Genomic DNA, 19,909 nt, shown 5'->3' with positions numbered 1-19,909 from the left:
GCCGTCCAGAGGCGCCAGGCGCCCCACCGCGCTCGGCCTTCAGCGCACCGACACGAAGATCGGGTTGGAATAGAACCAGAGGTTGCCGTAGTTGCGGTCGTTGATCTGGTCGTGGCGCTGGGCCGGGTCGGACGTGGTCACCGCCTGGTCCGCCAGCGGCTCGCCGTTCGCCGTGAGGCCGGCCACGTTCTCGCCCAGGTTCGTGCCGCGCAGGCGCAAATACTGGTTCCTGGCGATGGTGAGCGGAATCTCCATGGTGTAGTAGCCCTCGCCGTCCTGCGTCCAGTCGGCGGCCGTGAACCGGCGCAGCACGCGGGTGGTCGGGTTGGTGGCCTGCTGGTAGGCGGCCGAGCCGGGCTGCGCGCGCTCGCCCACGTCGCCCGCGATGAGATCGATGTGGTCCACCCTGGGCGTCATGTTGCCCAGGTTGCCGCTGGCCACCGGGCGCTGGTAGTTGTTGACCGGCGGGCTCTTGAAGCGGATGCGCACCGTCACGCTCTCGCCGGCCGAGGCCTTGATCTCCTGGCCCATGGTGCCCTTGCCGCTCAGGGCGTACACGTTGAAGTCCAGCGCGTTGATGAGGTCGCCGAAGACGCCGAAGCTGCGGCCCGCGCGCAGGCTGTCGACCAGGCCGCCGATGCCCCCCTCCGCCTTGCTGGCCTGCCAGACGTGGTTCTTGGCGTATTCGCCAGGGTAGTAGCCGCTGCTGTTGTTGTTCGAGTCGATCTCGAAGTGCGAGTCGGAGTCGGCGATGTTCCAGATGCGGCGGCCCTCGCCCAGCAGCGCGTCCCACACCCCGCCCAGTTTCGCCACGATGGCGTCGGTGCCGCCGTAGGTGCGGTTGGCTTGGTTGGCGTCGATGTAGGCCGAGGTGTAGCCGCCGCGGTCGGGTTCGAGCTGGTTGCCCACCATGCCCTCGATGGCGAACACGATCCTGGGCGCCAGGTCGTTCATCTGGCGCAGGTCGGCGATCGAATACTTGCCGGGGTTGCGCGAAGGGTGGTTGATCAGGGCGTAGCTGGTGTCGGGGTACTTCGCCTTCAGCCAGGCGATGGCCTTGAGCGCGTCGTCGGCCGTCTGGTTGAAGCGCTGCGGGTACTGGGCCTTCCAGCGGGCCACGTCCGCCGCGTCGAAGAGCGATTCGGCGCCCGTGGTGAACAGGTACTGGAACTCCTTGGCCCCGCTGGCGGAGGGCTTCAGGCTGCCGCTGGCCCCCTCGAAGAGGCCCACGCCGATGTGGTCGTGCGTGGGCATGTCCCACTCGAACCCCGAGAAGATCAGCTTGCCGGCGTAGTTGCCGGAGGCCTGCAGCGCCTGGATGCGCGGGATCTCATAGGCCTCCATGCCATAGGCGAAGGCCTTGGGCGCGGGCAGCAGGTTGGCCGCGTTGTCGTACTTGGACGAGCGCAGGTGGTTGGTCACCGCCATCCAGTCCAGGCGGTACGTGGTGAAGGCCTTGCCGAGCAGGAAGTCGAGCGTCTGCGTCGTGCGCGAATCGTCCGATTGCACCGTGTGGGTGTGCAGGTCGCCGGTGGTCCAGCGGCCCTGTTCGGCGGCGGGCGTGCCGTCGCCGGAGCCGCCGCAGCCCGCCAGCAGGAGGGAGGGAAGGGCCAGGGCGATGGCCAGGGGCATCCGCGCACGGCGAAAGGTGTTGGGGGCAGGGGCAGAGGGGCGGGTCATGGGTGATCTGGATTTTTTGACGCAGGGGCCACCGGCCGGCGGATGCCGGTGGCAGCCCCGCGTTTGTAGAAATCCCGGATGAACCCCTGATGACATGGCCTGCGCAGGCGCCTTGGTGCCCGCGCGCATGCCCCGGAGTGAGGCCTTGGCGCAACAGTCGCCCCGGCCCCCCGGCCTCAGTGCGCGCCGGCCGCGGCGTCCGCGCTGCCGGCGCTGGGACGCACCGGGTGGGCCAGCCAGACCAGCGGAATCAGCAGCAGGAACAGCACGGCCGACGCATAGAAGATGTCGTTGGCGGCCAGCATGAAGGCCTGCTGGTTCACCATGCGTTCCACCTGCGCCAGCGCCTGCTCGGGCGTGAGGCCGCCCGCCTGCAGCCCCTGCAGCGTCTGCGTGACGGCCACGCCGCCCTGCTGCAGCCCTTCGGTGAGCTGGGCATGGTGCAGCGTGGCGCGCCGCTCCCACAGCGTGGTCGAGACCGAGGTGCCGATGGCCCCGGCCGTGATGCGCATGAAGTTCGACAGCCCCGAGGCCGACGGAATGCGCGCGGGTGCGATCTCCGACAGCGTGATCGTCACCAGCGGGATGAAGAAGAACGCCATGGCGATGCCCTGGATGATCGTGGGCACCATGATCGTGGTCAGGTCGGCCTGGGTGTTGAACCGCGAGCGCATCCACAGCACCAGCGCGAACACCAGGAACGCGAAGGTGGCGAAGCGCCGCGGGTCCACCTTGGCGATGTTCTTGCCCACCACGGGCGAGAGCACCAGCGCCAGCAGCCCCACCGGCGCCAGCACCTCGCCGGCCTGCGTGGCGGTGTAGCCCATGTACTGCTGCAGCCACAGCGGCAGCAGCACCACGTTGCCGAAGAACAGGCCGTAGCCCACCGACGTGGCCAGCGCGCCGGCCCAGAAGTTGCGGATGCGGAACAGCGTGAGGTCCACCACCGGGTGCGGCTCCCCGCGCTCCCAGATCATGAAGGCGGCGAAACCCACCACCGCCACCACACCGCACGCCACCACCCAGGGCGAGGCGAACCAGTCGTGCTCCTTGCCGATGTCCAGCATCACCTGCATGGCAGCGACCCAGATCACCAGCAGCGCCAGGCCGATGGAGTCGATGGGCAGCGCCCGCCGCTCGGATTCGCGCTTGTGGAAGATGCTCCAGGTGACCAGCACGGCCATGATGCCCACCGGCACGTTGATGTAGAAGATCCATGGCCAGCTCATGTTGTCGGTGATCCAGCCGCCCAGGAGCGGCCCCATCACCGGCGCGACGAGCGTGGTCATCGACCACATCGCCATCGCCAGCCCGGCCAGCGCCTTGGGGTAGCTGGACAGCAGCAGCGACTGCGACAGCGGAATCATCGGCCCGGCCACGAAGCCCTGCAGCGCGCGGAAGGCGATCAGCGTGGCCATGTTGGGTGCGATGCCGCACAGCAGCGAGGCGATCACGAACAGCGTCACGCTGGCCACGAACAGGCGCACCTGCCCGAAGCGCTGCGACAGCCAGCCCGTCAGCGGCACCGCGATGGCATTGGCCACCGCGAAGCTGGTGATGACCCAGGTGCCTTGCGTGGGGCTCACGCCCAGGTCACCCGCGATGGCGGGCAGGGACACGTTGGCGATGGACGTGTCCAGCACGTTCATGAACGTCGCGGCCGAGAGGGCCAGCGTGCCCCACATGCGCGCGCTGCCTTCGAGGGGCGGCGGCGCCTGGGGCGCAGGGGTGTTGGGGGAAGACATGGGTCAGCGTGTTGTGGGAGTGGTTCTACGGCTGGCCCGCTGCGGCGGTGCGCAGCGGGTCTGTCTTGGAAGGGCGAGGCGCCGCCGGGGCGGCCCGCAGGGTCAGTGCGACGCGGTCGTGGCCGGCGCCATGGCGACCTGCGACGCCCCCTTGGCCGGCGCGGCGGCCAGCGTGGGCTTGTAGCCCGGGCCGGCGTTGGCCGCGATGATGCGGGCCACGTCGGCGCCGGCGCCCTTGTCCAGGTCGTCGTACACCGCGGTCTGCGCCACGGCCTGGGTGCGCGGCGCGTCGGCCAGCAGGTGGCCGCTGCGGTCCTGCGTGTCCACCTTCACGTCCATGGACAGCCCCACGCGCAGCGGGTGGGTGCGCAATTGCTCGGCATCGATCGCGATGCGCACCGGCACGCGCTGCACCACCTTGATCCAGTTGCCGGTGGCGTTCTGCGCGGGCAGCAGCGCGAAGGCCGAGCCCGTGCCCACGCCCATGCCGGCGATGGTGCCGGTGTATTCCACCTTCTTGCCGTACAGGTCGGCCGTGAGCTTGGCGGGCTGGCCCAGGCGCAGGTTGCGCAGCTGGTTTTCCTTGAAGTTCGCATCCACCCACACCTGGTTGAGCGGCACCACGGTCATGAGCGGCGTGCCGGCGGCCACGCGCTGGCCCAGCTGCACGGTGCGGCGCGCCACGTAGCCGTCCACGGGGGCGGGCAGGTCGGTGCGGCGGGCGGCCAGGTAGGCCTCGCGCACCTTGCCGGCGGCGGCCAGCACGTTGGGGTTCTGGTCCACCGAGATGCCCTGGGTGAGCGACTGGTTGCTGGCGAGCTGCTCGCGCGCCGACACCACGCCGGCCTCGGCCGCGGCCAGCGCCGTGCGGGCCGCATCCAGCTGGCTCTGCGCGTGGTTCAACTCTTCCTTGGACACGGCGCCATTGCCCGACAGGGCCTGGCGGCGGCGCAGGTCGTCGGTGGCGCGGGCGATGTCGGAACGGGCCTTGGCCACGTCCGCCTGGCGCAGGCTGATCTGCGCGTTGAGCGAGCCGTTGTTGGCATAGAGCGTGCGCGCCTGGCGCACCGCCTGGGCCAGGCCCGCCTCGGCCTGCTCCAGTGCCACGCTGGCATCCGCGGGGTCGAGCTTGACCAGCGCGGCGCCGGCCTTCACGAAGTCGGTGTCGTCGGCCAGGATGGACATCACGGTGCCGCCCGTCTGCGGCGTGATCTGGATGACATTGCCCTGCACGTAGGCGTTGTCGGTGTCTTCGTAGTGGCTGGCCACCAGCCAGTCGTACACGCCCCAGGCGCCGCCCGCCACCACCACGAGGGCGGCAAGCGAGATCAGGGCCTTGCGGCGGCGGGCCTTGGCGGCGCCGGGGTCTGCGGGCGCGGTGGCGGGGGTTTGCGGTGCGTTCATGGAAAGGGCTCCTCGCGGTCGGGAAGGTGTTCGGTTCAGTAAAAAGGGGTGGCGGGCGGTTCAGTGCGCGGCGGTGGCGGCGGCAGGGGCCGCCGTGGCCACGGCACCCGCGGCGCCGGGCGTGGTGGCGGCGTAGCCACCGCCCAGGGCGCGGATCAGCGCGACCTGGGTGTCCAGGCGGCGGGCCTCCAGGTCCACGGCCTGGCGGCGCTGCAGCAGCACGGCCGTCTCGGCGGTGAGCACGTTCAGGTAGTTGCCCAGGCCCGCCTGGTAGCGCTGGCGGGCGATGTCGTAGGCGGCCTCGGCGGCCTCTTGCGCATGGCGCTGCTCGGCCTGCTGGCGGTCGATGGAGCGGGCCGAGGCGAGCTGGTCGGCCGCGTCATGCACGGCATCCAGCAGCGCGGCGTTGTAGCTCTCGACCGCCGCATCCACGTCGGCGGCCTTGCCGCGCAGGTTGGCGCGCAGGCGGCCCGAGTCGAAGATCGGCAGGCGGATCGCCGGGCCGATGCCCCACTCCTTGCTGCCGGCCTCGGCGAAGCGGTCCAGCCCGATCGACGACAGGCCCAGGAAGGCCGTCAGGTTCACGTTCGGATAGAACTGCGCCTTGGCCACGGCCACGTCCTGGGTGGCGGCCTCCACGCGCCAGCGCGCGGCGGCCACGTCGGGCCGGCGGCCCAGCAGGTCGGCTGGCAGCGTGCCGGGGATTGCTATCGAATGAATAGCATCCAGGGCAGGAAAATCTAGGGCGTTCGCTGCATTTGGCTGACCCACCAGCGCGCCCAGGGCATTGCGGGTGAGGGCGATCTGCTCCTGGATCGCCTCGATCTGCTGGCGCGCCTCGGGCAGGCCGCCTTCGCTCTGGCGCCGCTCCAGCTGGGTGTCCAGGCCCGCATCCACGCGGTCGCGCACCAGGCGCAGCGTTTCGTTGCGCTGGGCCAGCGTGCGTTCGGCCACACCCAATTGGGCCTTCAGGCGCGCCAGCTGGAAATAGCTGCGCGCCACGTTGCTGGCCAGCAGCAGGCGCGCGGCCTGGGCATCGGCCTGTGCGGCATTGGCGCTGCCCAGGGCGGATTCGAGCGCGGCGCGGTTCTTGCCGAAGAAGTCGATCTCCCAGCTGCCCGACAGGCGCGCCGTGCCGCTGTTGAGTACGCTGCCGGCCAGCGGCGGCGGGTAGGGGCCGTTGGCGCTGTAGAGCTGCCGGCTCACGTCCAGGCTGCCGTTGAGCTGCGGGCCGTCGGCCGCGCGGGCGGTCTCGATGAAGGCCTGGGCGCGGGCGATGCGCGCCTCGGTGAGCTTCAGGTTGGGGTTGGTGGCCAGGGCGCGGTCGATGAGCGCATCGAGCTGGCCGTCGCCGAAGCCCAGCCACCAGTCCGTGGGCAGCGTGGCTTCGGCGAAGGACTTCTGCGCCACCGCGCCGGCACCGGCGGCCGGCGCCGCGAGGCCGAGCGAGGCGGCGTCGCGCATCTGCGCATGGGGCGCGATGCCGGACATGTCGGCGCAGGCCGTGAGGCCCGGCAGGGCCGCCAGCGCGATGGCCAGCGTGGCGAAATATTGCAGCGCGCCGCGCAGCGGGCTGGGGGTGTCGGGCGCCGCGGCGTCGCGGGCCGAGGCCGCATCGGCTGCGGCGGGCGTGGAGGGAAAAGTGGCGTTCATGGTGGACTGACTCTCAGGATGGGCGGGGCGCAGCGGTGTCGGCCGCCGCCCCCAGCGTCTGCAGGTTGCCGTGGATGCGCTTGAGGAAATCCTGCAACTGGTGGTACTCGGCCGGCTGGAAACCCTGGGCGCACACCTGCTGCAGCTCCGTCAGGATCGCGGGGATCTGCGCGGCCGCCGCATGCCCTTCGGGCGTGAGTTCGATGTGCACGACCCGGCGGTCTTCCACCGAGCGCGTGCGGGAGCACAGGCCCTTGGCCTCCAGCCGGTCGAGCAGGCGGGTCATGCCGCCGGCGTCGAGCTGGCACAGACGCGCCAGGCCCGCGACCGTGTTCTCGTGGTTCAGGTACAGGCGCAGCAGCGGCTTCCATTGCGCATCGGTCAGGCCCAGGGGCTCCATGCGGCGCTCGATCTCGCTGGCGACGATGCACACGATGCGGCGCATCTGGTAGCCGATGCTTTCTTCCACCAGAAACGGAATGCCCGCCACGGTGAGCGGGGCGGGCGGCAGGCGGCTGGCATCGGTTTTTTGGGCGTCGATCATGGCCTGAACAATAATTGACTAGACAAACAATGTCAAGTCTCTATTTGCCAGGTCGGGTTCCAGGGGGTTCAGCTGCCGGTGGAGGCGTAGTGCCGCAGGCCCAGGCGCCAGGCCCCGAAGGCGGCGGCCAGGAACGCGAAGCCGGCGGCGGGCGACACCCAGCCCATCCAGGCGGGCGCGCCCAGCGGGTCGGGGTGCGACAGGATCGCCAGGCCCGGGTAATACGCCACGCAGGCCAGCGGCACGGCGAAGGTCAGCAGCCGGCGGAACCACTGCGCATAAAGCGCCAGCGGGTACTGCGCCGCCTGCACGCCGCCGTAGGTGAGCACGTTGGCGATCTCCAGGCTCTCCACGGTCCAGAACGCCAGGGTGCCCTGCAGCACCAGGATGCCCAGGAAGAGGGCCACGCCCCCGGCCACTGCCCATGCCGCCAGCGCGAGGGTGGCCGGCGTCCAGTCAATCGGCGCCTGCGCGGTGGCGAACGCCACCACCATCAGCCCCTGCAGCAGCCGCCCCAGCCGGCTCAGGCGCAGGTCGTGGCCCATGAGTTGCAGCGCGAGCGGCCGCGGGCGCAGCAGCAGCCGGTCGAACGCGCCCGTGCGCAGGAACTCGGTGCCCAGTACGTCGAAGCCGCGCCCCAGCGCGTCCGCCACCGCGAACATGCAGTTCACCAGGCCGTAGAACAGCGCCACCTCGCCCAGGCTCCAGCCCTGCACGCTGCCGAAGCGGTGGAACAGCGCCCACACCGCGACCACCTCGATGCCCGTGGCGAGGAACTGTCCCAGGGTCATCAGCATGGCGGAGGCGGGGTAGCGCGCCTGCGCATGCAGCGAGGCGCCGGCCAGGCGGATGAAGAGCGCGAACGATCCCATCTCAGCCGCCCTGGATTTCGAGGTGGCGCAGCGTGCGCCGCATCGCCAGGCGGCCCAGCGCCACCAGCACGGCGATCCAGAAGGCCTGAAGGGCCAGCCCGCCCACGGCCTGCCAGCCGGCCCAGTGCCCGGAATGGATGCGCGACGGAATGTCCAGCAACCCCGCCAGCGGCTGCGCGATCAGCGCCCACTGCCACGCATCGGGCAGCAGGGGCAGCGGCAGCAGGTTGCCCGACAGCACCACCACCGCCGGCACGGCCAGCGCGTTGATGCCGCGCTCGTTGAGCGCCGCCGTGGCCGCCACGTTCAGCAGCATCACCAGCGCGGTGGACAGCAGCACCGCCAGGCCGGCCGAGAGCACGAACGCCAGCCCTGCCGCCGCGCTGGCCGGCGGCTGCCAGGCCCATTCGCGCCAGCCCAGCAGCGGCAGCACCCCGGCGGCGAAGGTCGCCATCAGCGCCACGCGCGGCAGCACCCGCGCGGCGATCCAGCCGGCGCTGCGCGCGAACCACAGGCCGTAGGCGTCCACCGGCCGCAGCCGGTCGTACGCCACGGCGCCCGTGCGCACGGCCTGCGCCACCTCCGGGTCGCCCGACCACGGCAGCAGCGCCAGCAGCCCCTGGGCCAGCCAGGTGTAGGTGATGGCCTGCTGCAGCGGCATGGGCGCGCCCGAGGCGCTAGCGCCCCCGTAGAACGCGGCCAATACCATCACCTTGATACCGCCCCACCAGCACTGGGTGCCGAAGCCGGCGAGCGCCGCCGTGCGGTACTGCAGCATCTGCAGAAAGCGCGAGACGAACGCAGCGGTGTAGGGCCGCAGCGCCAGCGGCGGCCTCATGCCTCGGCCGCGCCGTGCAGCGCGTAGAAGCGGGCGATGACCTCCTCGATCGCCAGGCCCTCCAGACGAATGTCCTGCACGGCGTGTGCGGCCACCAGCTGCGCGATGAGCGCGGGCGCCGTGGTGACGGCCGGATCGAACCCCAGCACCAGCGTTCGGCCCTCGCGCGCGTGGACCGACACGCCGGGCTGCGGCGCCAGCACGGGCGCGTCGTGCCCGAAATCGACCACCAGGCGCCGCTCGGCCATCACCTGGGCGCGCAGGGCCTCGACCGGGCTGTCGGCCAGCACGCGGCCATGGCCGATCACGATCACGCGCTCGGCCAGCGCCTCGATGTCGTGCATGTCGTGGGTGGTGAGCAGCACGGTGGTGCCGCGCTCGCGGTTGGCGCGGCGCACGAAGTCCCGCACCGCGAGCTTGGACGGCGCATCCAGGCCGATGGTCGGCTCGTCCAGGAACAGGATGTCGGGCTCGTGCAGCAGCGCCGCCGCGATCTCGGCGCGCATGCGCTGGCCCAGCGAGAGCTGGCGCACGGGCTGGGCCAGCACGCCTTCCAGCGACAGCAGCGCGACCAGCTCGTCGCGTGCGCGGCGGTAGCGCTGCTCGTCCACGCGGTAGATGTCGCGCAGAAGGTCGAAGCCCTCGCCCACCGGCAGGTCCCACCACAGCTGGGTGCGCTGGCCGAACACCACGCCGATGCGGGCGACGTGGCGCTCGCGGTCATCGCTGGGGTGGCGGCCGTCGATCTCCACGCGCCCGCCGTCGGGCCGCAGGATGCCGGACAGGATCTTGATGGTGGTCGATTTGCCCGCGCCGTTCGGCCCGATGAAGCCCAGCAGCTCGCCGCGCTCCAGCGTGAACGACACCCCCGACAGCGCCGCCACCGTGCGCGTGCGCCGGTGCAGCAGCCCGCGCAGCGCGCCGCCCAGGCCCGGCGCGCGCTCGGCGATGCGGTAGGTCTTGACGAGCTGATCAACGAGGATGTGGGCCATGGGAACGGGGGCGCCGCTGCGGGCGGGGCGCAAGGGCGTGGGCGGGAGCGATGTGCGAAGGGGCGCCGATTCTATCGGCGTGCAGGGCGCGGCGCCCCGTGCCCGCTCAGTGGTGGCCCGTGCGGGCGAGGTAACGCTTGCGCCAGAACAGCGCGATCAGCGCCACCGCGATCACCGTCATCGAGCCCATCGCCCACCAGAAACCGTCCTGCTTGTGCACCAGCGGAATGAACTCGAAGTTCATGCCGAAGATGCCCGCGATGAGGTTCAGCGGCAGGAACACGGCGGTGAGCGCCGTGAGCGTGCGCATGATGTCGTTGGTGCGGTTGCTCTGCACGCTGAAATGCATCTGCACCGCCGTCTCGGTGCTCTGCTCCAGCCGGCGCACGTGGTGCACCACGCGTTCGATGTGCTCCAGCACGTCGCGGCTGCGCACCTTGAGCAGGTCCAGCTCGCGCTGCAGCGCCGGGGTTTCGGGCTCGGGCCAGGTCTCCACCGCATCGATCCAGTCCTGCACGGCGGTGTTCTGGTCTTCGCAGATTTCGTCGAGCTGGTGCAGCGCCAGCCGGGCCTCCAGCAGTGCGCTCCAGTTGGCGAAGCGCGCGCGGGGCTTGAGCAGCTCGGCCTGCCAGTGGTCGAGCTGCCGGCTCAGTTCCCGGCGCAAATCCAGGTAGCCGTCCACGATCAGGTTGACCACGCGCATCATCAGATCGGCGGGCGAGGTCGGCAGGCGCGCCACGGGCGAGGAGCCCGGCGGCCGGTGGTCGCGCGGCGCATCGCCCCGGGCCTCCCCCCGCGCGGTGGCCAGCAGCCGCGCCGCATAGGCATCGCGCACCGCGCAGTCGGCCGGGTGGACCGACAGCAGCACCTGGTCGAACACGGCGAATCCCACCGGGCTGGTGTCGATGCGGCGCAGCACCGGCGGGCCCGTCATGCGCCCCGGCGCGGCGGGAGGCACGGCCTGCGGGCTTGCTGCGCTGGCCGGTGCCGCGCCCGGACCGGCGGCCGCCAAGCGGCGGAACACCAGCAGGTCGTATTGCGAGGTGTAGTCGTAGTGCGATGGCAGCTGCGCGTTCAGCAGGTCGGACACGTGCAGGTCCACCAGTTGCAGGCCGGTGGTGGCTTGCAGCGCGGCCTGCAGCAGGCCCAGTTGTTCGCCGAAGGCCGCACGGGTGCACGAGATCCAGTAAAAGCCGGCGGCCGGGGGCTGGGAGGGCAGGGCGGCCAGCTCGGTGGCGTTGCCCTGGTGGATGTGAAAGATGCGCATGGGGGCCTGGGGCAGGGCGGGGAAGACGCCGGCGCCGGCCCTGCGGGCCGGCGGCCGGGGTGCGGTCGCTTACTTTTGCAGCAGCCGCGCCGCGTCACGGGCGAAATACGTCAGCACGCCGTCGGCGCCGGCGCGCTTGAAGGCCAGCAGGCTTTCCATCATCACCGCGTCGTGGTCGAGCCAGCCGTTGGCGGCCGCGGCCTTGAGCATGGCGTACTCGCCGCTCACCTGGTAGGCGAAGGTGGGCACGCGGAATTCGTCCTTCACGCGGCGCACCACGTCCAGGTACGGCATGCCGGGCTTGACCATCACCATGTCGGCGCCTTCGGCGATATCGAGGGCGACCTCGCGCAGCGCCTCGTCGGTGTTGCCCGGGTCCATCTGGTACACGTTCTTGTCGGCCTTGCCCAGAGCGCCGCGCGTGCCCACGGCATCGCGGAACGGGCCGTAGAAGGCGCTCGCGTACTTGGCGCTGTAGGCCATGATGCGCGTGTGGATGTGGCCCTGCACTTCGAGCGCCTCGCGGATAGCACCGATGCGCCCGTCCATCATGTCGCTGGGCGCCACGATGTCCACGCCCGCCTCGGCATGCGTGAGCGCCTGCCCGGTGAGGATCTCCACCGTTTCGTCGTTGATGATGTAGCCGGTGGCATCGAGCACGCCGTCCTGGCCGTGGCTCGTGTAGGGGTCCAGCGCCACGTCGGTCATCACGCCCAGCGCGGGGAATTCCTTCTTGAGCGCCCGCACCACGCGGGGAATCAGGCCCTCGGGGTTGAGCGCCTCCTTGCCGTCCGGCGCCTTGAGCGCGGGGTCGATGGCCGGAAACAGCGCCAGCACCGGAATGCCCAGCTTCACGCAATCCTCGGCCACCGGCAGCAGGAGGTCCAGGCTCAGGCGCTCCACGCCCGGCATCGACGCGATGGCCTCGCTGCGGCCCTGGCCTTCGTGCACGAACACGGGGTAGATCAGATCGTGCGGCGTGACGGCATGCTCGCGCACGAGGTTGCGGGTGAAGGCATCGCGGCGCAGGCGGCGCGGGCGGTTCTGGGGGAAGGGGGTGGGGCTGGACAGATGCATCCCGAAATTGTGCGCCACATTGCGCCGGGGCGGTCTCCGCCCGGCCCTTCGACGTGACGCCGGCCGCCGTGGTTTTTGCGCGTCGGACTCCGCCGGACGGCCCGGCACGGCACGTACACTGCCCCCATGCTCTGGGTCAAAGCCTTTCACATCGTCTTCGTGGCCAGTTGGTTCGCCGGCCTGTTCTACCTGCCTCGGATCTTCGTCAACCTGGCCATGGTGGCACCGGGCTCGGCCGCCGAGCGAGACCGGCTCCTGCTCATGGCGCGCAAGCTGCTGCGTTTCACCACCTTCCTGGCCGTGCCGGCCATCGCGCTGGGGCTGTGGCTCTACCTGGGGTACGGCATCGGCCGCGGGCCGGGCAACGGCTGGATGCACGCCAAGCTCCTGGTCGTGGTGCTCGCCGTGGGCTATCACCATGCCTGCGGCGTCCTGCTGCGCAAGCTGGCCAGCGGCCAGAGCCGGCGCAGCCACCGCTGGTTCCGCTGGTTCAACGAGGTGCCGGTGCTGCTGCTGGTGGCCGCGGTGGTGCTGGTCGTCGTCAAACCCTTCTGACGCGCCGGCCGCGCGCTCCCGCCGTGCACAAGACCTCCGCCTGGCCCCTGGCGCTGATCTACGCGGCCCTCGTGGTCTTCGCCAGCCTGTTCCCCTTCGACGGCTGGCGCGAGCAGGGCATCTCGCCGTGGGTGTTCCTCACCGCCCGCATTCCCCCGCCGTACTGGACCTGGTTCGACGTCAACATCAACATCGCCGGCTATGCGCCATTCGGCTTCCTGCTGGCGCTGGCCCTGCTGCGCACCGGCTGGCCACGCTCTGCGGTGCCCGTGGCCGCGTTGGCGGGCGCGCTGCTCTCGATGCTGATGGAGTTCCTGCAGATCTACCTGCCGCGGCGCGTGCCCTCCAACATGGACCTGGTGCTGAACGCGCTCGGCACGCTGGGCGGCGCGCTGCTAGCGGCGCTCCTGGAGCGGCTGGGCGCGCTGGCCCGCTGGAGCCGGCTGCGGGCGCGGTGGTTTGTCGCCGACGCCAGCGGGGCGCTGGCCTTGCTCGCGCTGTGGCCGGTGGCGCTGCTGTTTCCTGCCGCCGTGCCGTTCGGGCTGGGCCAGATGTGGGAGCGGCTCGAGATCGCGCTGGAAGACCTGCTGGCCGACACCCCGTTCCTGGACTGGCTGCCGCTGCGCGAAACGCCGCTGGAAGCCCTGTCGCCCAGTGCCGAACTGCTGGCCGTGATGCTGGGCCTGCTCGTGCCCTGCCTGCTGGGCTACTGCGTGATCCGCCACATCGGCCGCCGCGTGGCGTTCTCGCTGGCCACGGTGGTGGCGGGCGTGTCGGTGACCGCGCTGTCCTCCGCGCTCAGCTACGGCCCGGCCCATGCCTGGGAGTGGCTCGGCACCCCGGCCCGCGTGGGCGTGTGGGCCGGCATGGCCGTCGCGCTGATGCTGGCCGGCCTGCCCCGCCGGGCCAGCGCCGCCGTGCTGCTATTGCTGCTGATGCTGCACCTGAACATCCTCAACCAGGCGCCCACCAGCGCCTATTTCGCCGACACCCTGCAGGCCTGGGAGCAGGGCCGCTTCATCCGCTTCTACGGCCTGGGCCAATGGCTGGGCTGGCTCTGGCCCTACGCCACCCTGGTTTATGTGGTGCAGCGCGTGGCCCGGCGCGACCGGGACCCGGCCGAGGGCCACGCGGATACCCCTGTTCGCATCGGCTCCTAAAATGCCCGGATGACCGACACCCCCACGCCGCCAGCCGCGCAGCCTGGCTACTACGCCCGCCACGTCTTCTTTTGCCTGAACGACCGCACCAACGGCGAGGACAGCTGCGCCCACCACGGTGCGCAGGCTGCGTTCGACCGCTGCAAGTCCCAGGTCAAGGCGGCCGGCCTGTCCGGCCCCGGCAAGGTGCGGGTGAACAAGGCCGGCTGCCTGGACCGCTGCGCGGGCGGCCCCGTCGCCGTGGTCTATCCCGAGGGCACCTGGTACACCTTCGTGGATGGCAGCGACATCGACGAAATCGTGGAATCGCACCTGAAGAACGGCCAGGTCGTCGAGCGCCTGCTCACGCCGCCGGAACTCGGGCGCTGATTCGCGCGCCGATCGGTTTTTAAGTGTTTTTGGCTGTCTGCCCTAGATTTTATTGTCCTGACAGCTATTTATTTGATAGCAAATCCAGTGAATGCCCAGACTGAACGCCTGACCCTCGCCGGCGCTGCCGGTGCCATCGAAGCGGCACGCGATGCGGCCCAGGCGCCGGACGGCGCGCCCTCGCGCGGCGTGGCGGTGATCGCCCACCCGCACCCCCTGTTCGGCGGAACCATGGACAACAAGGTGGTGCAGACCCTGGCGCGCGCCTTCGTGCACAGCGGCTGGACCGCCGTGCGCTTCAATTTCCGGGGCGTGGGCGCCAGCGCCGGCACGCATGACGCGGGCCAGGGCGAGCTGGAAGACTTCCTGGAGGTGGTGCGCCAGGCGGCGCCCGAGGGGTCGTTGGCCCTGGCGGGCTTCTCGTTCGGCGCCTTCGTCACCAGCCATGCGCTGGAGCGCCTGTGGAGCGAGCGCAGCATCGAGCGGGTGGTGCTGGTCGGCACCGCCGCCAGCCGCTTCACCGTGGCGCCCGTGCCGGCCGAGGCGCATGCGCGCACGCTGGTCGTGCACGGCGAGCAGGACGACACCGTGCCGCTGTCGGCCGTCATGGACTGGGCGCGGCCGCAGATACTCCCCGTCACAGTCGTGCCCGGCGGCGGTCATTTCTTTCACGGACAATTGCCGCTCCTGAAAAACCTGGTGTCCCGCCACCTGCTGGCGGGGAACTGACCGCCCTCCAGACGCTCCCTACCGGGCACCGCACGGCGCGCCATCCCCGCCGCCGTTTTTGACCGTTTGGTTTGTTTCCTTGCCCCGAATGCCTGTTTCCATGAAGCCCTTCCTCTCCACGCTGCGTTCCTTCGTTCTTGTCGCCGTGCTGGCGCCTGCCGCCCTCTGGGCGCAGGGCCAGGCCCCCCAGCCCCCCGAGATCGCTGCGCGCAACTACCTGCTGCTCGACGTGACCGCCGGCCAGGTGCTTGCCGCCAAGGACATCGACGCACCGGTCGAGCAGGCATCGCTCACCAAGCTCATGACGGGCTACCTGGTCTTCGACGCGCTGCGCGCCAAGAAGATCACGCTGGAGCAGAAGCTGCCCGTCAGCGTGCTCGCCTGGAAGATGCCCGGCTCGCGCATGTTCATCGATCCCAAGATGCAGGTGCCGGTGGAAGACCTCATCAAGGGGATGATCGTGCAGTCGGGCAACGACGCCACCATGGCCCTGGCCGAAGGCGTGGGCGGCACGGCCGAAAACTTCGTCAAGCTCATGAACGATCAGGCCAAGGCCCTGGGCATGAAGAACACGGCCTACAAGAACCCCGAAGGCCTGACCGAGCCGGGCCACACGACCACCGCGCGCGATCTGGGCGTGCTGGCCACCCGCCTGATGCAGGAATTCCCCGAGTACATGCATTACTACGCGACCAAGCACTATGCGTACCCAGGCACGCCACCCTCCAATGGCACCAACCGCAATTCGCTGCTGTTCCGCGATCCCACGGTGGACGGCCTCAAGACCGGCCACACCGCCGCTGCCGGCTACTGTCTGGTGGCCACGTCCAAGCGCGACTTTCCGAACGTCGGCCAGCGCCGTCTGCTGTCCATCGTGCTGGGTGCCTCCAGCGAGAACGCCCGGGCGAACGAGAGCCAGAAGCTCCTGAACTGGGGCTATACGGCCTTCGACGCCGTCAAGCTGTTCGACGCCGGCCAGCCCGCCGCCACGCCGGCCGTCTGGAAGGGCAAGCAGAACACCATCCAGATCGGCCGCCCGGACGCCATCGTCGTCACCGTGCCGTCGGGCAGCGCCGGCAAGGTCACGACCCAGATCGTGCGCACCGACCCGCTGGTGGCACCATTCACCAAGGGTCAGTCGATCGGCACCCTGAAGGTGTCGCTGGGTGAGCAGCCCATCGCCGAAGTGCCGCTGGTGGCGCTGGAGACGGTGGAGCAGGCCGGCATCTTCGGCCGCGCCTGGGATGCTCTCCGCCTGTGGATCAAGTGACACGGCGGCGGCCGGCTGGCCGCCCCGCGATTGCTCCATCAGCGCCAACCTGCTACATTAGAAGGCTTTTCGGAATTTCCGAAGGGATTCACGTTTTCGTTTTTCACGAAGCATTTCACGTTTAGGGACGTATTCATGCCAACCATCAATCAACTGGTCCGTCAGGGTCGCGAGGTCGAAAAGATCAAGTCGAAGAGCCCCGCGATGGAAAACTCTCCTCAGCGCCGCGGCGTGTGCACCCGTGTGTACACCACGACGCCAAAGAAGCCTAACTCCGCTCTGCGGAAGGTCGCCAAGGTTCGCCTGACCAACGGTTTCGAAGTCATTTCCTACATCGGCGGCGAAGGCCACAACCTGCAGGAACACAGCGTCGTGCTGGTTCGCGGCGGTCGTGTCAAGGACTTGCCCGGTGTGCGTTACCACATCGTGCGTGGCTCGCTCGACTTGCAAGGCGTGAAAGACCGCAAGCAAGCGCGCTCCAAGTACGGTGCCAAGAAGCCCAAGGCCAAGTAAGCCCTGCGCTTTTTTGCAAAAGATATCCGGTGCTGTTTCCCGCGTGGCGCGGTGATCCAGCGTAGTGACCCCAAGCGCAACTGTCTTGCGTGGGTCGAGTAAGTGGGAGTCCTGAATGGCTCTCGCGGTGTCTGAAAAGATGCCAACTGAAGCAAACATGAGGTGAAAAAATGCCACGTCGTCGCGAAGTCCCCAAACGTGAAATCCTGCCGGATCCCAAGTTCGGCAATGTAGAGCTGTCCAAATTCATGAACGTGATCATGGAAGGCGGCAAAAAGGCAGTGGCAGAGCGCATCATTTACGGCGCTCTGGAACTGATCGAGAAGAAGCACCCTGACAAGGACCCTCTGGAAGCGTTCACCGTTGCCATCAACAACGTGAAGCCCATGGTCGAAGTGAAGTCCCGCCGCGTGGGCGGTGCCAACTACCAGGTGCCTGTGGAGGTGCGCCCCGTGCGCCGTCTGGCACTGTCGATGCGCTGGATCAAGGAAGCCGCCCGCAAGCGTGGCGAAAAGTCGATGGCGCAACGCCTGGCCAACGAACTGCTGGAAGCCACGGAAGGCCGTGGCGGCGCGATGAAGCGCCGTGACGAAGTGCACCGCATGGCCGAAGCCAACAAGGCATTCAGCCACTTCCGCTTCTAAGCCTCCAGGCTTTCTCCGGTGCAAACGTAAGGCCGCTGGCATTTTCTGCCTGCGGCCTTATCTTGATTCAGGTCGCCGGCAAATTGTGGTGCTGCGTCGCAAAAGCGGGTGGCCCATCACAACGAACACAACGTTCAACCAAGGATTTACCATGGCTCGCAAGACCCCCATCGAGCGCTACCGCAATATCGGTATCTCGGCCCACATCGACGCTGGCAAGACCACGACGACCGAGCGGATTCTTTTCTACACCGGTGTGAACCACAAGATCGGTGAAGTGCATGACGGCGCAGCCACCATGGACTGGATGGAGCAGGAGCAAGAGCGCGGCATCACGATCACGTCGGCTGCCACCACCTGCTTCTGGAGCGGCATGGACCGTTCGTTCCCTGAGCACCGCATCAACATCATCGACACCCCCGGCCACGTGGACTTCACGATCGAAGTGGAGCGCTCCATGCGCGTGCTCGACGGCGCCTGCATGGTGTACTGCGCCGTGGGCGGCGTGCAGCCACAGTCGGAAACGGTGTGGCGCCAGGCGAACAAGTACAAGGTGCCCCGCCTCGCGTTCGTGAACAAGATGGACCGTACCGGTGCCAACTTCTTCAAGGTCGTCGAGCAGATGAAGCTGCGCCTGAAGGCCAACCCCGTGCCGATCGTGATCCCGATCGGTGCCGAAGAAAACTTCACGGGCGTGGTCGACCTGCGCAAGATGAAGGCCATCATCTGGGACGAAGCCTCGCAAGGCATGAAGTTCACCTTCGAAGAGATCCCCGCCGACCTGCTGGAAACGGCCAAGGAATGGCGCGAGAAGATGGTCGAGGCGGCTGCTGAAGCCTCCGAAGACCTGATGAACAAGTACCTGGAAGAAGGTGATCTTTCCGAAGAGGAAATCACCCTCGGCCTGCGCACGCGTGCCATCGCCTGCGAAATCCAGCCCATGCTGTGCGGTACGGCCTTCAAGAACAAGGGTGTGCAGCGCATGCTGGACGCCGTGATCGAACTGATGCCTTCTCCGGTGGACATTCCTCCCGTGGGCGGCACCGACGACGACGAGCAACCGACGAGCCGCAAGGCCGACGACTCGGAGAAGTTCTCTGCCCTGGCGTTCAAGCTGATGACCGACCCATTCGTGGGCCAGTTGACGTTCGTGCGTGTGTATTCCGGCGTTCTGTCCAAGGGCGACACGGTGTACAACCCCGTGCGCGGCAAGAAGGAACGCATCGGCCGTATCGTGCAAATGCACGCCAACAACCGCGAAGAAGTCGATGAAATCCGTGCTGGCGACATCGCCGCCTGCGTGGGCCTGAAAGATGTGACGACCGGTGAAACCCTGTGCGATCCCTCGGCCATCGTGACGCTGGAGCGCATGGTGTTCCCCGAGCCCGTGATCCGTCAGGCCGTGGAGCCGAAGTCGAAGGCCGACCAGGAAAAGATGGGTATCGCGCTGGGTCGTCTGGCTGCCGAAGATCCTTCGTTCCGCGTCAGCACCGACGAAGAATCCGGCCAGACCATCATCGGCGGCATGGGCGAGCTCCACCTGGAAATCATCGTGGACCGCATGAAGCGCGAATTCGGCGTGGAAGCCAACGTGGGCAAGCCCCAGGTGGCCTACCGCGAAACCATCCGCAAGACGGTGGAAGAGGCCGAAGGCAAGTTCGTTCGCCAGTCCGGTGGTAAGGGCCAGTACGGCCACGTCGTGCTCAAGATCGAGCCGAACGAAGCCGGCAAGGGCATCGAGTTCGTCGACGCCATCAAGGGCGGTGTGGTTCCTCGCGAATTCATCCCCGCGGTGGAAAAGGGCATCAACGAAGCCGTCACGCAAGGCGTGCTGGCCGGCTACCCGGTGGTGGACGTCAAGGTCACGCTGCACTTCGGTTCGTACCACGATGTGGACTCGAACGAACTCGCGTTCAAGATGGCCGCCATCTTCGGTTTCAAGGAAGGTTGCCGCAAGGCCAACCCCGTGATTCTCGAGCCCATGATGGCCGTGGAAGTCGAAACGCCGGAAGACTACGCTGGTACGGTGATGGGCGACTTGTCGTCCCGCCGTGGCATGGTGCAGGGCATGGACGACATGGTCGGCGGCGGCAAGGCCATCAAGGCGGAAGTGCCCCTGTCGGAAATGTTCGGCTACTCGACCTCGCTGCGCTCCGCAACGCAAGGCCGCGCCACCTACTCGATGGAATTCAAGCACTACAGCGAAGCCCCTCGCAACGTGTCGGAAGCCATCATGGCTGCACGCGCCAAGTAATTGGCAAAGGGAGGGGCGGCTTTGGCGGCCCCTTTCGGTTGGTTTGATGGAATTGGTTGCCAGCGACTATCGAGTAGGCGCTGGCAGCTATGAAAAAAATAGCAGCAAGATCCTTGCAATCTGCGACCCGGTGCCGTCCTGTTGCCCTGTGCGGGACGACTTAGCAATCGGGTGCAGACGTTAAACCCTGACACAGGCATTGCTCTTTGGAGATTCAAAATGGCAAAAGGTAAGTTCGAACGTACCAAGCCCCACGTGAACGTGGGCACCATCGGTCACGTGGACCATGGCAAGACGACGCTGACGGCGGCCATCGCCACGGTGCTGTCCTCCAAGTTCGGCG

19 protein-coding genes are annotated in these 19,909 nt (G+C 68.6%); 9 read left to right on the top strand and 10 right to left on the bottom strand.

Annotated elements, in window-relative coordinates; genetic code table 11:
• Positions 1-39: 39 nt before the first annotated feature.
• The 10 genes from AVME950_RS13860 to hemB form a co-directional block, all read right to left on the bottom strand.
• Positions 40-1,680 carry an S-layer protein gene (locus AVME950_RS13860; RefSeq protein ID WP_284430267.1) on the bottom strand — a complete coding sequence of 547 codons (1,641 nt, stop codon included), beginning with the start codon at positions 1,678-1,680 and terminating at the stop codon, positions 40-42.
• A gap of 176 nt (positions 1,681-1,856) precedes the next feature.
• Entirely contained in the window at positions 1,857-3,425 is a 1,569-nt protein-coding gene (locus AVME950_RS13855; protein WP_284394591.1) for a DHA2 family efflux MFS transporter permease subunit, read from the bottom strand.
• Between the two features lie 102 nt (positions 3,426-3,527).
• Positions 3,528-4,829: an HlyD family secretion protein gene (locus AVME950_RS13850; RefSeq protein ID WP_284430266.1), complete on the bottom strand. Its 1,302-nt coding sequence runs from the start codon at positions 4,827-4,829 to the stop codon at positions 3,528-3,530.
• A gap of 60 nt (positions 4,830-4,889) precedes the next feature.
• Positions 4,890-6,482 (bottom strand): efflux transporter outer membrane subunit, encoded by a 1,593-nt coding sequence (locus AVME950_RS13845; protein ID WP_284430265.1) that lies wholly within the window; start codon positions 6,480-6,482, stop codon positions 4,890-4,892.
• A 13-nt stretch (positions 6,483-6,495) separates the two neighbouring features.
• Positions 6,496-7,026, bottom strand: a complete 531-nt coding sequence (locus AVME950_RS13840) for a MarR family winged helix-turn-helix transcriptional regulator (RefSeq protein WP_284430264.1) — start codon at positions 7,024-7,026, stop codon at positions 6,496-6,498.
• A 68-nt stretch (positions 7,027-7,094) separates the two neighbouring features.
• Positions 7,095-7,898: an ABC transporter permease gene (locus tag AVME950_RS13835; protein WP_284430263.1), complete on the bottom strand. Its 804-nt coding sequence runs from the start codon at positions 7,896-7,898 to the stop codon at positions 7,095-7,097.
• 1 nt (position 7,899) lies between these two features.
• Positions 7,900-8,736, bottom strand: coding sequence for an ABC transporter permease (locus tag AVME950_RS13830; protein WP_284430262.1), 837 nt, complete (start codon positions 8,734-8,736; stop codon positions 7,900-7,902).
• Entirely contained in the window at positions 8,733-9,728 is a 996-nt protein-coding gene (locus tag AVME950_RS13825) for an ABC transporter ATP-binding protein (RefSeq protein WP_284430261.1), read from the bottom strand. Before AVME950_RS13825 ends, AVME950_RS13830 begins: the two co-directional genes overlap by 4 nt.
• A gap of 106 nt (positions 9,729-9,834) precedes the next feature.
• Positions 9,835-10,995, bottom strand: coding sequence for a magnesium transporter CorA family protein (locus tag AVME950_RS13820; RefSeq protein ID WP_284430260.1), 1,161 nt, complete (start codon positions 10,993-10,995; stop codon positions 9,835-9,837).
• 69 nt (positions 10,996-11,064) lie between these two features.
• A complete protein-coding gene (gene hemB / locus AVME950_RS13815; protein WP_284394575.1) occupies positions 11,065-12,072 on the bottom strand; it encodes a porphobilinogen synthase in 1,008 nt (335 codons plus the stop codon).
• Positions 12,073-12,198: 126 nt separating this feature from the next.
• Between hemB and AVME950_RS13810 the strand changes: the two genes are divergently transcribed.
• From AVME950_RS13810 to AVME950_RS13770, 9 genes are all read left to right on the top strand, one after another.
• Positions 12,199-12,627, top strand: coding sequence for a CopD family protein (locus AVME950_RS13810; RefSeq protein WP_272565831.1), 429 nt, complete (start codon positions 12,199-12,201; stop codon positions 12,625-12,627).
• Positions 12,628-12,650: 23 nt separating this feature from the next.
• The gene (locus AVME950_RS13805; RefSeq protein WP_284430259.1) at positions 12,651-13,787 is read left to right on the top strand and encodes a VanZ family protein; all 1,137 of its coding nucleotides are present in this window, start codon (positions 12,651-12,653) and stop codon (positions 13,785-13,787) included.
• Between the two features lie 9 nt (positions 13,788-13,796).
• Positions 13,797-14,156, top strand: coding sequence for a (2Fe-2S) ferredoxin domain-containing protein (locus AVME950_RS13800; protein WP_284430258.1), 360 nt, complete (start codon positions 13,797-13,799; stop codon positions 14,154-14,156).
• Between the two features lie 87 nt (positions 14,157-14,243).
• On the top strand, positions 14,244-14,885 hold the full coding sequence (locus AVME950_RS13795) for an alpha/beta hydrolase (protein ID WP_284430257.1): 642 nt from the start codon (positions 14,244-14,246) through the stop codon (positions 14,883-14,885).
• Between the two features lie 100 nt (positions 14,886-14,985).
• Positions 14,986-16,155, top strand: a complete 1,170-nt coding sequence (locus AVME950_RS13790) for a D-alanyl-D-alanine carboxypeptidase family protein (RefSeq protein WP_284430256.1) — start codon at positions 14,986-14,988, stop codon at positions 16,153-16,155.
• 135 nt (positions 16,156-16,290) lie between these two features.
• Positions 16,291-16,668 (top strand): 30S ribosomal protein S12, encoded by a 378-nt coding sequence (gene rpsL, locus AVME950_RS13785; RefSeq protein WP_010104110.1) that lies wholly within the window; start codon positions 16,291-16,293, stop codon positions 16,666-16,668.
• 170 nt (positions 16,669-16,838) lie between these two features.
• Positions 16,839-17,312 (top strand): 30S ribosomal protein S7, encoded by a 474-nt coding sequence (gene rpsG, locus AVME950_RS13780; protein ID WP_056668881.1) that lies wholly within the window; start codon positions 16,839-16,841, stop codon positions 17,310-17,312.
• Between the two features lie 151 nt (positions 17,313-17,463).
• On the top strand, positions 17,464-19,566 hold the full coding sequence (gene fusA / locus AVME950_RS13775; protein WP_272565827.1) for an elongation factor G: 2,103 nt from the start codon (positions 17,464-17,466) through the stop codon (positions 19,564-19,566).
• Between the two features lie 219 nt (positions 19,567-19,785).
• On the top strand, positions 19,786-19,909 hold a 124-nt coding region (locus tag AVME950_RS13770; protein WP_284410709.1), incomplete at its 3' end, for a GTP-binding protein.

It is taken from the genome of Acidovorax sp. SUPP950 (assembly GCF_030158935.1).
GTDB lineage: Bacteria > Pseudomonadota > Gammaproteobacteria > Burkholderiales > Burkholderiaceae_C > Paracidovorax.
This window is presented reverse-complemented; position numbering and strand designations above follow the sequence as displayed.